Source organism: Candidatus Thalassolituus haligoni, from assembly GCF_041222825.1.
Classification (GTDB): Bacteria; Pseudomonadota; Gammaproteobacteria; order Pseudomonadales; family Oceanobacteraceae; genus Oceanobacter; species Oceanobacter antarcticus.
The window spans coordinates 2425197-2440929 of sequence record NZ_CP139482.1; the positions used below are offsets into that span (position 1 = coordinate 2425197).

Sequence of the window (15733 nt, forward strand, 5' to 3'; positions counted from 1 at the left end):
CTAGCCAGAACGGGCAAGCAGGCTGGCATTACCACCGGCAGCGGCGGTGTCGATACACACATGGCGTTCCAACAGATAACGATGGCTGTTGCTGTCGTCGCTGATCAGCGCCAACAGAGCACCCTCCCGCGCTGCCAGTGCCTTGCGATAATCTCTCAACCACTCGGCCTTGCCACACACAACGGCATCAAAGCCATTGAGGCTGCTGAGCAAGGCAGCGGGAATCACTCCGTCCAAAGCCTGAATCGGCCAGTGGTTGCCTTGCAACTGGCCGACAGCAGCCACCGCTCCGGGAGCCACTACCACCACCCGGTTACCACAGGCCAGAGCCATTGCCGCCTGTGTCATGGCCCGCTGCAAACCTGGGCCACAGCACAGCAACACACCCCGCGGATACAAAGACCAGCGATTCAGTTCTCCCGTCGGCCCCGGCAACAACTGTGTCGATTGATGATCAAGACGAACCTGAATATCCAGCGCGGCAAAACTATCGTTCACTCGCCGTAGCAGGGTTTGCGCAGCATCTATATCCACAGTCGGGATAGCCGGATCAAGAGCTAAAGCAAGCGCCGGGATCGGCTGAACAGCCTGAACAGCCTGAGCAGCCTGAATGGCATCGTCGAGATCGCTGCGACTGACGAAGTCGGAGCCAGCAGGTACAACTGTAAACGCCGCCGCTGTTGGCTCCGGCTCACGTCGCAGAAAACGGTAAAGATACAATGGACCACCGGCTTTTGGGCCAGTACCCGATAAACCTTCACCGCCAAAGGGTTGTGAGCCAACAACGGCACCAATCTGATTACGATTAACGTAGATATTGCCCGCACGGATACGACGACACACTCTGTCGATACGGCTCTCCATACGGGTCTGCAGACCGAAGGTCAGGCCGTAGCCCTGGCGATTGATTGCATCCACTACCCGATCGAGATCCGCTGCCCTGAACGTCGCCACATGCAGCAGCGGGCCAAAGATCTCTGCCGTCATATCTTCAATACCGGCTACTTTCACCACCGCCGGTGCAACAAACAACCCCTGCCGCTGCCGGGGCAGATCCAGACGTTTGAGCAAACACCCCCGGGCAGCAAAATCGGCAACGCAGGCGTCAAACCGATTACGTGCAGCGGCATCAATCACCGGGCCAATATCCGTCTTTAATTGCCAAGGCAACCCAACGGTCAATTCATCCATGGCACCGTAGAGCATCTCCAGCAGCGTAGCGGCAATGTCTTCCTGCAAATACAAAAGCCGCAGTGCCGAGCAGCGCTGACCGGCACTCTGAAACGCCGATGCCAGCACATCGCGAACCACTTGCTCCGGCAAAGCAGTCGAATCGACGATCATGGCATTCAGTCCGCCGGTCTCGGCAATCAAAGGGGCACTGGCTGTCATGCTGCCAGCCATGGCGCGGTTAATGCTCTGTGCCGTTGCCGTCGAACCGGTAAAACAGACGCCCTGAATGCGGGCATCCGTGGTCAACGAAGCACCCACCTCGGCACCGGAACCCGGTAACAATTGCACCACAGCCGCAGGAATGCCTGCTTCGTGCATCAGGGCAACGGCTTTCGCTGCCACCAATGGCGTCTGCTCTGCCGGTTTGGCCAGCACCGCATTACCGCTAACAACGGCGGCCAGCACCTGGCCGGTAAAGATTGCCAATGGGAAATTCCAGGGTGATATACAGCTGAAGACACCGCAGCCACGCCGTTCTGAACCGACTGACAGTGCCTGACTGGCGTAATAGCGGGCAAAGTCGACGGCTTCCCGCAGCTCGCCCATCGCATCCGCCAGGGTTTTTCCGGCTTCGCGCTGGATCAGCGCATACAGCTCGACCGCATGTTGTTCATATAAATCAGCCAGTCGTTGCAGTGTCTCGACCCGACGAACAACCGGCTCGCCAGACCACAATGCAGCACCCCGCACAGCAGCCACGATCGCGGTTTCAATATCAGCAGGGCTGGCATTGAGTACCTGGCCGACAACATCCTCTGGATCCGCCGGATTGATCACCAATTGCGGCATACCTCCCTGAACCGTTCCAGCGATCAGCGGCCGGGCTTGCCATTTGATCTGGGCAAAGTGCTCCCGTTGTGACAGCAGGCTTGCCACTGCCTGCGGATCGGTCATATCCCAACCACGTGAATTTTGGCGAGTGTCACCAAACAGTTGTGCCGGTGGCAGAATCAGCTCACTGGGGGCGGGTGTGAATGCGCCGGCCAGCTCAAACGGATCCCGGACGATGGTTTCAGGAGCGATGGTGGCATCGGCAATCTGACTGACAAACGAGCTATTGGCACCGTTCTCCAGCAGACGCCGCACCAGATACGCCAACAGATCACGATAGGCTCCGACCGGGGCATAAATCCGGCAGCGGCTGCCATATTCCGCCTGCACGGCCTCATGCAAAGACTCACCCATGCCATGCAAGCGCTGGAATTCGTATTTGTCCTTATCAAGCCGCTCTGCCAAATGCAGCACTGCAGCAACCGAATGGGCGTTATGGGTAGCAAATTGCGGGTAAATACGGTCGGTCATACCGAGCAGCTTTTCCGCACAACACAGGTAAGCAACATCCGTGTGCACTTTGCGGGTATACACCGGGAAGCCGTCCAGGCCGAGCACCTGAGCCCGCTTGATTTCAGTATCCCAATAAGCGCCCTTTACCAGCCGCACCATGATGCGCCGATTCAGCTGTCCAGCCAGAGCGTAAAGCCAGTCCAGAAGCTGAGGGGCGCGCTTGCCAAATGCCTGTACCACCACCCCGAAGCCATCCCAACCCGCCAGTTCCGGGTCTTGCAATACCGCAGTAATTACGTCGAGCGACAAATCCAGCCGATCGGCTTCTTCGGCATCAATATTAAAACCCATGCCCGCCTGACACGCCTGACGTGCCAGCTCACGTGTGCGCGTCACCAACTCCACCAATACCCGTTCACGCTGGGAAAATTCATAACGCGGATGCAAGGCGGACAATTTGACGGAGATACCAGGATTGTCGGCCAGTGTCGCTGCAGTACATTGCGGTGCCAGTGCAACGATCGCCCGGCGGTAGGCCTGCTGATAGAACTGGGCGTCTTTTTCGGTACATGCAGCCTCCCCCAGCATATCGTAAGAGAAAGTGTAACCACGGGCTGCTATTGGCCTTGCCCGCAGACTGGCTTGCCTGATATTTCGCCCCAACACAAACTGGCGACCGAGTTCTTTCATCGCCACTTGCATGGCGACCCGTAACAGCGGTTGAGCCAGTCGTTTTCGCAGGCTGCGCCAGCGATAGCCGCTGTCCTGATCCACAGTGGGAGCCAGCCATTTGCTCGTAAGCATCAATATCCGGGTCACGCTATTAACCCGGCGAGAAGGCGAATGCCCCCGATGTGCATGCCAGTTGCCAAACGTCAGCTTGTCTTCAATCAGCCCATTTCTGGTGAGCCGGTCGGGTATCCGTAACAGCGCCTCCGCCAGACTCATCAGAGCCACCCCTTCACGGCTGCTGAGCTGATATTCCGCCAGGAAATCTTCCATCAGGGTCGAACGGCTGTCGGCACGTACCCGCTGCACCAATACTGCAGCTGTCACGGCAATCGCGCCACGCTGAGTCGGGTTCCGTGCCAAACAACTGTGTGCTACCAGCTCATGCAGCGCCTGCGTTTCATCCACAAGAGACCGTTCACGCAGTACGCGGCGCATCGTTTCGATATCAGTCGTCATGGCGCAGCCCTCCATTATCAGGCTGTCAGCAATCTGCTGGCGTTGCGGGGAATCGGATATTAATCCCCCATAAGCGCCGATTTTCATCCACCATTGGCTGTTTTTCCAACCCGGTCGGCAGTTTTTTGTCCCCCTGGACATGCCCAAACAAGCCAGCAAACACTAACTTAGACAAAAGTAGCATAGGTCAATTACCTATCTTTTTTATTGCTACCACGATCACTTCGAATTTCTATCAATCACCGTATTGATGGCCAATACAGACATTTATAGGCCAAGAACCTATCGACTACGTACGTATTAATACCTAGAAAAATAACCCGATAAGGAAAGCCATTTACGTACAAATACTATGCGTAACCGCAGTCCAACGAATAGCCGTAGCAGCCATCTGCGACGACTATAAGGAACTCCACGAGACGATTGATGGTCGTGCAGGCAATCGCCGCCTCGACGTCGTTCTGACGGGTTATAAAAAAGGATAACAACAAGATGCTCAAATTATCAAAACTGAAGCGCGGCCTGCTGGCCGGACTTTGCGGTCTGGTTGTCGCCTCTGGTGCCCAGGCAGCGGACAAGATTTACCGTCTGAAAATGGCTGAAACCTGGGGAGCCAACTTCCCGATTTTTGGTGACTCACCACGTAACATGGCCGCCATGGCAGAAAAGATGTCCAACGGCCGTTTGCAAATCACCATCGACTCCGCCAACAAACACAAGGCACCTTTTGGGGTCTTCGATATGGTGCGTGCCGGGCAGTATGATCTGGGCCATTCTGCTTCCTACTACTGGAAAGGCAAGGTGCCCAACACCCTGTATTTCACGACCATGCCCTTTGGTATGACGGCCCCCGAGCAATACGCCTGGTTTTATTACGGCGGTGGTATGCAGCTGATGGACAAGGTCTACAGCCAGTTTGGTCTGATGAGTTTCCCCGGTGGTAATACCGGTAACCAGATGGGCGGCTGGTTTCAGAAAGAAATCAACTCGCTGGACGATCTCAAGGGCCTGAAAATGCGTATTCCGGGCTTTGCCGGAGAAGTGATGGCCAAGCTGGGCGTCAGCCCGACCAATATTCCGCCAGGGGAGCTGTATACCGCCCTCGAACGTCGCACGATTGACGCGCTGGAATGGGTCGGTCCGTCACTGGATCTGCGTATGGGGTTCCACAAGATTGCACCCTACTACTACACCGGCTGGCATGAACCAGCAACCGAGCTGCAATTCCTGGTTAACAAGCGTACCTGGGACAAACTGCCCGCCGATCTGCAGGAAATCCTGCGGGTTTCCATGCGTGCAGCGGCCTACGAAATGTACATTCAGTCGTACCACGAATCCGCCGTTAACCTGGACGTGATCAGCACCGAATACCCCAACGTCAAGATCAAAACTTTCCCTGCCGATGTGATCGCCGCCATGCGCAAGGCCAACGACGAACTGCTGGCTGAAAAAGCGGCAGAAGACCCACTGGCCAAGGAAATTCTCGACTCCCAGGCCAGCTACATGAAAAAAGCCCGCGCCTGGACGGATATTTCCGACAAGGCCTATCTGAACAGTATCTCCGTCGGCCAGTAAGCCCCCGGTGATTCATGGCAGCTGACCACAGGGTCACCCCCGACCGTCAGCCTGCCAGGGGCAGAGTCAGGCATCTGCCCTGCTTCCCAAAGTACCCAAAAAAGTACCCCCAAGGGAGAAAGTTATGTTAGTTCGGCTTGAGCGAGCGATTAATCGCTTTTCCGATCTGCTCGGTACGATATCCGCCGTACTGTTTCTGATCATGTTGGTGAACGTCTTTATCGACGTTGTCCTGCGCTATGCGCTAAACACCGTATTTATTGGCTCCCAGGAAATGGAATGGCACCTGTTTGCCGCCATGTTCATGCTGGCCGTGCCCTACACCCTGAGAGCCGAAGGCCATGTCCGTGTCGATCTGGTTTATGAGCGTTTGCCGATGGCGATGAAAAACTGGATTGATATTGGTGGCGGCCTGCTGCTGTTACTGCCCTTCTGCCTGCTGGTGGGTTATTACGGCATCGGTTTTGCCCACGAAGCCTGGGAGCTGGGTGAAACCTCCGGCGATCCCGGTGGCTTGCCCGCCCGCTGGGTAATCAAGGCCGTTATCCCGTTGGCCTTTTTTGCTACGTCAATCTCCGGCGTCGGCATGATTCTCAGCGCCGTTAACGAGTTACGTGGCGTCAAACACGAACACCATAAGGAGGCAGCACTGTGATTGGTATTGTGATGTTTATTGTGGCCCTGCTGATGCTGATGTTCGGCTTCCCGGTGGCCTTTACCTTTGGCGGTGTGGCACTGATTTTCGGCGTTATTGCCGAAGGCCCGGACATGTTCGCCTTTATGCCGTTCCGTATTCAAAGCATTATGGAAAACGTCACCCTGATGGCGGTTCCACTGTTTATTTTTATGGGCATCGTGCTGCAACGCACCCGACTGGCGGAACAATTACTGGAAGCCATGGGCAAGCTGTTTGGCCGGGTTCGTGGCGGTTTGGCGATCTCAACCGTGCTGGTTGGTGCCCTGCTGGCGGCTTCGACCGGCGTGGTCGGTGCCTCTGTCGTGGCCATGGGTCTGATCTCCTTACCCGTGATGCTGAAGTACAACTACGACAAGTCCCTGGCCTGCGGCACTATTTGTGCTTCTGGAACGCTGGGGCAAATTATTCCACCGTCCATTATCCTGATTATTCTGGGTGACGTGATGGGGATTCCGGTCGGCGACCTGTTCCAGGCAGCAGTGATGCCCGGCTTTATTCTGATTGGCATTTATATCCTCTACATCCTGGTGTATTCCTTCCTCAAACCGGAAGCCGCCCCGGCGCTCCCCATCGAAGACGACGGCAATACCAGAACCCAGATGTACACCCAGGCGATCATCGCCATTATTCCGCCGCTGGCGTTAATTCTGGTGGTACTGGGATCGATCTTTGCTGGTGTCGCCACGCCGACCGAATCCTCGGCTCTGGGCGGTATTGGTGCGATTTTACTGGCGACTGTGTACGGCCAGTTCAGCTGGAAAATGCTTTATCAGTCGGCTCAGGAAACCGTCAAGATCACCGCTATGGTATTCGCGATATTGCTCGGTGCCACCGCCTTCAGCATGGCCTTCACCTACACCGGTGGCGACTACATTGTTGAAGAAATCCTGACCAACCTGCCGGGTGGTGAAATCGGCTTCCTGATCCTGTCGATGGTGGCGATTCTGATTCTCGGCTTCTTTATCGATTTCGTTGAAATCAGCTTTATTATCGTCCCGATTCTGGCACCAGTCGCCGACTCGCTGGGAGTAGCACCGCTGTGGTTTGCTATTCTGATTGCGATGAACCTGCAAACCAGCTTTCTGACACCGCCGTTTGGATTTGCGCTCTTTTATCTGAAAGGCGTCTCACCGCCACAGGTGCAGACCACGGATATCTACAAGGGCGTTATTCCCTTCATTCTGATGCAGGTAGGTGTGGTAGTTTCCATTATGATGTTCCCTGAGTTTTACGGTCTGGTTGACTAGGAGCCAAACCCGTCAGCCCATACTTGTCGTATGGGCTAAAACAACCATAAAAAGAATCGACATTACCGGTGAATCTGTCTCTCAAAGCCAAAATCCTGTTGCTGACCGTACTGCCACTGATTGCGCTGTCACTGACCATCAGCTGGATGTATCAGCGACAGGCCAAGGAGCTGGCGCAACAACAAGTCGATATTTTTGAAGAAAATCTGATGGCCAGCCGCCGCGAGGCGCTGAAAAACCACGTCCATCTGGCCATGAACTCCATCTTTCCAGTCCTCGAACAACTCGACGGCGGCCTTGAACACTCGATTGCCGAATACCAAATCAAGCATCAACTGCGTGGTATGCGTTATGGCAGCGATGGCTACTTTTTTGCCTACACCCCCGATGGCATCAATCTGGTACACCCCACCCAGCCGAATCTGGAAGGACAGGATCTGATTGGCCTGCAGGATGAAAACGGTCAGTTCGTCATACGTGATTTGCTCAATATCGCCAAAGCTGGCGGCGGTTATTACCAGTACCTCTGGCGTAAGCCGACCGATGGCAACGACGTCAACAAACTCAGCTATGTCGTCCAGATCCCGGAATTGGGATGGATGATGGGTACCGGCCTGTATGTTGACGACATTGCCAAAGAAATTGCCCTGATGAAGCAAAAGGTCGCCAGCAATGTGCGTAACAGTGTCTGGGCTTCAACCATTTTGCTGATTGTCACCCTCTCGACCGTGGTGCTGATTGTCACCCTGGTCAATATGCACACCACCCAACTGGCCGATCAGCACTTGCAACAGCTGGCCAACCGGTTTGTGACCTTCCAGGTGATACAGCGGCGTCATTTTGCCCGAGAATTACACGATGGCATCAACCAGCTGCTGGTGTCGGCCAAATTGCGGCTGAATCTTGCCGACAAACAATGGCCAGACCGCCAGGCGCTGGAGCATCAAACCAAAGCCGTCGAACAACTGAATATCGCCATTCAGGAAATCCGCCGCATCTCCCATAACCTGCGCCCGGTGTTGCTGGATGATCTGGGACTGGAAGCCGCGTTACATGGCCTGCTGGATGAGCTTGAAGAACAATCCCACATCGATACCCGCCGCCGTATCCGGCTGCCACGGGAACGCCTGCCCGATGCCATAGAAATGACCATCTATCGCGTCGTGCAGGAAGCCATTACCAATATCCGCAAACACGCCAGAGCAACCCAGGTCACCCTCAGTCTGACCGCCAGTTTTCAGCAACTGGTACTGACCATGGGAGACAACGGCTGCGGTTTCGCCAGTGACGAAGATGCCAGCGGTATTGGCCTGATGAACATGCGTGAACGGGTCGAGCTACTAGGAGGAAAGTTTAGTGTTCGCAGTCGACGTACCAAAGGTACACTTGTGAAAGCAGCTTTTCTGCTCAACCCGGAGCCGGAACTGGCGCGGGGCCCAGTACTCAGCAAGGAACCCAAATGAACACCACCCGCGCGCGTCCGCTTATTCGTCTGTTGATCGCGGACGATCATCCGATGGTGAGAGAAGGGCTGAAGGTCAGCCTGGAGAGCGAACACTTTATCGAAGTAATCGCCGATGTCAGCAATGGTCAACAAGCACTGGAACAGGCGGCCTTGCTGGGGCCAGACGTGGTCTTGCTGGATATTTCCATGCCGGTTATGGGAGGCCTGGAAGCCTGTAAGTCCTTTCGCCAGCGCTTGCCAGAAATTCGCCTGCTGATTGTCACCATGCACGATAACCGCGAATACATTCTCAAGGCTGTACAGGCCGGTGCGGCAGGCTATGTATTAAAAGACGTACCGACCGAAGAGCTGCTGCTGGCGGTGCAGACAGTCTTTCAGGGCGGCACCTACTTCAGTTCCAGCGTGGCCAAAACCCTGTTCAGCGAGTTCGGCACAGCGCCAACCCGGCTATCCGCAGGCAGCCATGGCCAACAGGCACTCAGCCCCCGCGAAACCGACGTACTGGCCTTACTGACCGAAGGCATGGGTAACAAGGAAATCGCCAGCCAGCTGAGCATTTCGGTACGTACCGTAGAAGCTCACCGGCTGAAGATCAAACAGAAACTGGGCATCAACAACTCCGCCGGTCTGATTCGTTACGCCCTTGATCACGGTATTGGCAAACCCGTATAAACCTGTTCGTCAGGCTGCCCAGCGGCAGCCTGACGCTCACGAACGTTCAGTCAACACCCAATTCCTCTCTTATCCTTGCTGTCAACAAGATAGACTCGCGGTTATATACTCTGCGGTTATATCGACGATCGGTTATTCAATAACCAGCCACCAGTCGCTGACTGTCGCAGAGAGTCTAATTATTTTTCAGGTATCAAAAAGCGCCATCACATCGTGAATTGCCCAACAATCCACGTTCGTGAACTGACGCACATATCATACATCAACACCCGCTTATGCTGCGGTCGTAACTTCCTAAAAGTTAACGACCAAAGGAGATAGGGTTCATGGATCAGTTGAAATTTGTCAGGTTAAGGAAAACACTTTTGTCTCTCGCCATTGCCGCCATCGGAACGCAAGCTCATGCCAGCCCCAACTACGGCGAAGCGTTACAAAAATCCATCTATTTTTACGAAGCCCAACAAGCCGGTGAGTTACCTGCCTGGAATAGGGTGGAATGGCGCGGCGACTCTACCCCTGACGACGGTGCCGACAACGGCGTTGATCTGACCGGCGGATGGTTTGATGCCGGCGACCACGTCAAATTCGGTTTGCCGATGGCCGCTTCCGCCACCATGCTGGCTTGGGGTGTGATCGAAAACCCTGCGGCTTACACCCAATCCGGCCAAATGGTTCATATCAAGAACAATCTGCGTTTTGTCGCCGATTATTTTGTTAATGCCCACCCTGCTCCCCATGTGTTGTACGGTCAGGTTGGCACCGGCTCCAGTGACCACGCATGGTGGGGGCCTGCCGAAGTAATGCATGCCACTTCGGGAGCAGCATCAACCCGTCCCTCCTACGCCATTACTGAATCCTGCCCTGGCTCCGACCTGGCTGGTGAAACCGCCGCCGCGCTCGCCGCCATCGCCATGGTATTTGCCAGCGACGATCCGACCTACTCAGCCACCCTGCTGACTCACGCAGAACAGCTGTACGACTTCGCAAAAAACTTTCAGGGCAAATATTCCGATTGCATTACCGACGCCCAGTCGTTCTACAATTCCTGGAGCGGTTATCAAGATGAACTGGTCTGGTCTGCGGCCTGGCTGTACAAGGCCACTGGTAACAACACCTATCTGACTAACGCCAAAACCGACTATAACCAGCTCGGCACTGAAGGCCAAAGCAGCAACAAATCCTACAAATGGACCCAGGCCTGGGACGACAAGTCTTACGGTTCCTATGTACTGCTGGCGCAGCTGACCGGCGAAAGCCAGTACCGGGCCGATGCCGAGCGCTGGCTCGATTACTGGAGTACCGGCTACAACGGTGAGCAAGTCCCTTACACCGCCGGTGGCCTGGCACAGCTGGATCAATGGGGTGCCAACCGCTATGCGGCCAATACCGCCTGGGTCGCACTGGTGTATTCGGACTACCTCAAATCCATTGAGCCATCCAACAGCCGCATCAACAGCTACTACAACTTCGCCACCAGCCAGCTTGAATACCTGCTGGGTGACAACCCGATGGGTCACCCCTACCAGATTGGTCTGACCTCGTCAGGGCCACTCAACCCGCACCATCGTACGGCCCACGGCAGCTGGGCAGATAACATCAGCACCCCGGTTCAAAGCCGCCACCTGCTGATTGGCGCACTGGTCGGTGGGCCAGCCAGCGGCGACAGCTATACCGATGATCGTACCGATTATGTTGCCAATGAAGTTGCCACCGACTACAACGCCGGTTTCACCTCGGCGCTGGCACGCCTCTATCTCGACTTTGGTGGTAGTCCCATCGCCGAGAGCGAATTTCCACCCGCAGAAGTACGTGATACCGAGTTTTTTGTCGAAGCCAAGGTTAACGCCAGCGGCCCCCGCTTTGTCGAGCTGGCCACCCAGGTACATAACCGTTCAGCCTGGCCTGCCCGTATCAGCAATGCGCTGACGATGCGTTACTGGGTTGATCTCAGCAGCGAAATAGCCGCAGGATATGCCGCAACAGATGTCACGGTTTCGACCGCTTACAGCCAGGCCAGCGCTATCAGCCAGCTGACGTCATGGGGTGATCCATCTGATAATATTTACTACGTCGACATATCCTTTGCCGGTATTAATATATTCCCCGGTGGCCAGTCGGATGAGAAAAAGGAAGTGCAATTCCGCTTGTCGCTACCGACCAATACCAACGACAGCGACTGGGATAACAGTGACGATCCGTCTTGGGACAACTACACCAGCGCGTTGATCGACGCCCCAAAAATCGCCCTTTACGACGCCGGGGTACTGGTTTGGGGAACCGAACCAACGCCAGCCTGTGGTGCTGACACTGGTATCAACTGTATTCCATCCGCGACCGCAACCAGTACGACCACACCATATGAAACAGCCGTTAGTATCAGCCTCAGTGGCAGTGATGAAGATGGCAGCATCAATGGCTATCAACTCGATACCGCGCCAAGCCACGGCAGCGTAACCATCACGGCAAGCAGCGCCGATTACACTCCCGCCAGCGGCTACTTTGGCAGCGACAGCTTCACCTATGTGGTTGTCGATGATCAGGGGGCCAGCTCAACCCCTGCTATTGTCAGCATCACGGTGGAAGAACCTATTGTGCCAGCGGTCAGCATCAGCTCCCCGGTGGATGGCAGCGATATCATTCAAGGCAGTGATTTTGTCCTCAGCTTCGACATGTCCAATGTCGATTCGGTCGAGATTCAACTCAACGGCGGCGTCGTGGCCAGCGCCAATGCCAGTGGCGCTGTGACCCTGACCGCCCCGTCAACCACCGGCAGCTTTACTGTCTCCCTGACCGGTCTTGATGAAAGCGGTACAGCGACTGGGGCCAGTGCCACACTGACACTGAATGCCATCGTCGCACCGCCCAACAGTGCCCCTGTTGCCGCGTTCAGTGTCAGCAACAGCTTCCTGAACATCAACCTCGACGCCAGTGCATCTACCGATGACGATGGCGATACGCTGACCTATCAATGGGATCTCGGCGACGGTAATAGCGCTTCTGGTGTGACCAGCAACTATAGCTACAGTACTGCAGGTAGTTATGACATCACCCTGACCGTCAGCGATGGCGAAGACAGTGATACCTCGACACAAAGTGTCACCGTAGCCGAAGCCCAACCAGGCAGTTTTGACTGCAGTATCGGCACCATCGACGAATGGAATACCGGTGCCGTATTCAACGATATCGTCGTCACCAACCTTGGCGACAGTGCCGCTGCCTGGACCGTCGTACTACCCGTCAATGGCGCAACCAGTATCGCCAACAGCTGGGGAGCGAGCGTGGCACTCAGCGGCAGCGATATCATTGCAACCGGTGGCAGTCTGGCAGCAGGTGCAAGCTACAGCTTCGGTTTCCAGCTGGCTCATGATGGCAACTTCAGTTCCGGCGGCTGTAACGATGCATCAGGCACGACAGGCACCGATACTGGAACGGATACTGGTACAGATACCGGCACCGAGACAGGTGATACTGGCACAGCCGCTTGCAGCTTCACTATTGAAGATGAGTGGAATACCGGCTACACCGGACGTGTCGACCTGACCAATACTGGCAGCAGCAACATCGATGGCTGGGCCGTCAGCTGGAGCTTTACCGATGGCAGCACCATGACCAGCGGTTGGAACGCCAGCTTCAGCGGCAGCGATCCGATCACTGCGATACCCGTCTCCTGGAACAGCAGTATTGCACCGGGAGCGACGGTCTCCTTTGGTTTTCAGGGCGACAAAGGCAGCAGCGGCGCACCCAGCGTGACAGTCACTGGCGACATTTGCCAATAAACCACTAACACAGCCGAGCAAGCCCCCGCGATTGCCATCCGGTGTTATCACCGGGTGGCTTTTTTGGATTCACGCATCGTCTCCTCAATGCGAAGGCTAATCTGCAGAGCATGAGGGTGCTGCATCAAGCGCAGTTATTGATAGATGTGCCCATGAGTACTTGCAAGCAACTCCGTTTAGCGAAGTCCTGGCGCGCTTCGTAACTGACCAACTACCCTGATACGATCGGCTCGGACTGAATCTGACCCAGTAGCTCGACCATGCTGTGGTAATAATAAGACACCAGATTCGGCACCCATTTTTCCTGATGCCCTACCAGGCGTGGACGAATAAACTGGTAACGAGTCTCCAGCTTGGTGACCAGATCCTTTGATTGGGCCGTTTGCCTGATGATGGTTAATTCCTTTTCTATTTCCGTATCCAGCAATTCCATAATGTCTGGCCGGCCATCCATCAACAGCATATTAATCGAACTGAAAGTGCCCGTTTGATAAGCCAGATTCTGCATCGACAAATACAGCGCCATACGGGTTTCCGGGGTATTCGCCTTGTCGTGAGGCTGTAATAGCTGTTCCAGCCGGGCATGGTTTTGAACAACTTTATTGATCCAGACTGGCCGCATATGAGCGTATTCTTCAGGCTCTGCTTCCAACCGTTTAATCGACTTGATCAGATTATCTATCGGCTGACTCAGCTCATTGGCATAGGACTGCTTGGCCGCCCATGCACGAACGTCTTCAAATGCCTCCCAATACTGTTGTTGCAAACCAGGGTCGCGGTTTTCAAAACTGGGGTTATAAAACATCAACAAGTTACTGAGGCCATTTAACGACTGCAATCGGGCTTCCGTTACCGAGTTGATCCGGGCCTGAACAGAGAGCGATGTCAAAGCCATCACTAATGCCAGTGTCCATACCACCAGCCAGGATTTAATCGAAATCATGGGGCTACCTCAGTTTGTTATTTTTATTGGAGAATCCACACCCGGAAAAACCCTGAACCCTCGGTGCAGCGGTGGCACCAAGGGTCAGGGTTCATTCAAAAGGTATTATTCGGGGTTACAGCCACGAACTTGCAGACAGACTGAATCAGTCCATTGCTGCAAAGGTTTGCGCACACCAGTCGGCGATAAAATCACGCATCGCCGTACCGTTATCGGCACCGCAGTGTTCAATTTCGAAATCTTCGGGCGTGAAAACACGGATATCACACTTGGCCGCGTTCACTGCCTGTTCTTGGCTGCGATAGGCGTCCGATACCGGCACCTGACGATCGCCCTGGCCATGAGTGATCAAGAATGGCATATGGATTTTTTCGATCTGCCCATCCAGCGTGATGTTGTCACAGTACTTCATAAAGGAATCCATGTTGTCATGGCCCCAGACCCACATTACGTGATCCCAGTAATGCGGCACCGGATTTTCCCCTTCACGCTGCTGGCGACGGTGTTGCAAATCGCCCCATAAATGGTTGGCACCCATCACCGCACACAAGGCAAAACGCGGCTCGTTGGCGGCTGCGCGAGGAGCGTAATAACCACCCAGTGACAAACCGAACATACCGATTTTGTTCTCGTCCACATCGGCACGAGACGCCAGATAGTCATACGCCGGAGTGGCCCAGGCTTCACTGTTATAAACCGCTGTCAGGCCACGCTTGCGCAGCGCTTCGCCAGTTCCTGGCTGATCCACAAACAGGGTGTACATGCCACGTTCGAGGTTCGATTCCCCATGGCCCGCCATATAAACCTGTTCTTTCATGGAATCCAGACCATTACAGGACACCAACGCCGGACGTTTGATGCCGCTGCCATCGTGGACAAAAATTGCCGGGTAAGACGTATCGCCGTAGGGGATTTCAACAAAATCGATGTGCAGACCCCGGCATTGCACGTACTTGCGGAACAACTCCAGACCTTTATCGTAAGCTTCCCAGCGTGGGGCGTAATCCCGCGACTGCATCCGCTCAGCCGACAGGTAATAACCAAAGGCACGACCATACTTGGTGCCCGCAGACAGGGTATAACCAGCGGCTTCATCGGCTTCGGCGTTTTTAGTGACTTGATCAGCTACCGCAATCCAGCTGTCGAACAACAGCGCCGTGCCCGCGTCCTCACCCTTCGCTGCCGCTTCCTTGATAGGACGAATGGCAACGTCCACCTCACCATGGTTACCACCACACACCAACGCCAGGTTGGTTTGCAGGTTCCAGACGTAATTCCCCGGGAATGGTTCAAACATAGAATTCTCCTCATGGCCCAGCAGTTATCTGCCAGCCAATAGCCAAGACCTGAGCGTCATCAACCCGGAGTGGAATAGCAACCACCGGTAATACGGAAAGATGACGCCCTGCGTTAAATCAGCAGACGCGTGTATCCGAACCGGCGCTTAAAAAGGAAATAAAGCGCATTGTTATTGTTCTCGTACCAGCGAGTTGCAGACACCGGCACGCCGGCATCTTTAGTTACAAGGACAGGCTAACGAGGATACAGGTATCGGTGAAATCGTTTGATCCCATGGGAGGTATCGACAAATCAGGACAGAAAAAGCAAGCCGATGCTGAGCCACATTACGCAGCCACAGGCCGTGATAGAGGA

9 protein-coding genes are annotated in these 15733 nt (G+C 54.9%); 6 read left to right on the forward strand and 3 right to left on the reverse strand.

Features of this window, described 5'->3' with window-relative positions; all coding sequences use genetic code 11:
• Complete coding sequence (putA, locus tag SOJ49_RS10870) at positions 1-3705, reverse strand: bifunctional proline dehydrogenase/L-glutamate gamma-semialdehyde dehydrogenase PutA (protein ID WP_369854527.1); 3705 nt, start codon at positions 3703-3705, stop codon at positions 1-3.
• A 492-nt stretch (positions 3706-4197) separates the two neighbouring features.
• On the opposite strand from putA, the gene SOJ49_RS10875 reads away from it, so the two are divergent.
• The 6 genes from SOJ49_RS10875 (at position 4198) to SOJ49_RS10900 (ending at position 13137) form a co-directional block, all read left to right on the forward strand.
• Entirely contained in the window at positions 4198-5280 is a 1083-nt protein-coding gene (locus SOJ49_RS10875) for a TRAP transporter substrate-binding protein (RefSeq protein WP_369854528.1), read from the forward strand.
• Positions 5281-5404: 124 nt separating this feature from the next.
• Positions 5405-5935 (forward strand): TRAP transporter small permease subunit, encoded by a 531-nt coding sequence (locus SOJ49_RS10880; RefSeq protein WP_369854529.1) that lies wholly within the window; start codon positions 5405-5407, stop codon positions 5933-5935.
• Positions 5932-7224 (forward strand): TRAP transporter large permease subunit, encoded by a 1293-nt coding sequence (locus SOJ49_RS10885; RefSeq protein ID WP_369854530.1) that lies wholly within the window; start codon positions 5932-5934, stop codon positions 7222-7224. The genes SOJ49_RS10880 and SOJ49_RS10885 overlap by 4 nt, the downstream gene beginning before the upstream one ends.
• A gap of 68 nt (positions 7225-7292) precedes the next feature.
• Positions 7293-8687, forward strand: coding sequence for a cache domain-containing protein (locus SOJ49_RS10890; RefSeq protein ID WP_369854531.1), 1395 nt, complete (start codon positions 7293-7295; stop codon positions 8685-8687).
• Complete coding sequence (locus SOJ49_RS10895; RefSeq protein WP_369854532.1) at positions 8684-9361, forward strand: response regulator; 678 nt, start codon at positions 8684-8686, stop codon at positions 9359-9361. The genes SOJ49_RS10890 and SOJ49_RS10895 overlap by 4 nt, the downstream gene beginning before the upstream one ends.
• A 365-nt stretch (positions 9362-9726) precedes the next feature.
• Entirely contained in the window at positions 9727-13137 is a 3411-nt protein-coding gene (locus tag SOJ49_RS10900) for a glycoside hydrolase family 9 protein (protein ID WP_369854533.1), read from the forward strand.
• A gap of 211 nt (positions 13138-13348) precedes the next feature.
• Here SOJ49_RS10900 and SOJ49_RS10905 read toward each other — a convergent pair whose 3' ends face one another.
• Complete coding sequence (locus tag SOJ49_RS10905) at positions 13349-14080, reverse strand: hypothetical protein (protein ID WP_369854534.1); 732 nt, start codon at positions 14078-14080, stop codon at positions 13349-13351.
• A gap of 145 nt (positions 14081-14225) precedes the next feature.
• Positions 14226-15377 carry an alpha/beta hydrolase family protein gene (locus SOJ49_RS10910; RefSeq protein WP_369854535.1) on the reverse strand — a complete coding sequence of 384 codons (1152 nt, stop codon included), beginning with the start codon at positions 15375-15377 and terminating at the stop codon, positions 14226-14228.
• Between the last annotated feature and the right edge of the window lie 356 nt (positions 15378-15733).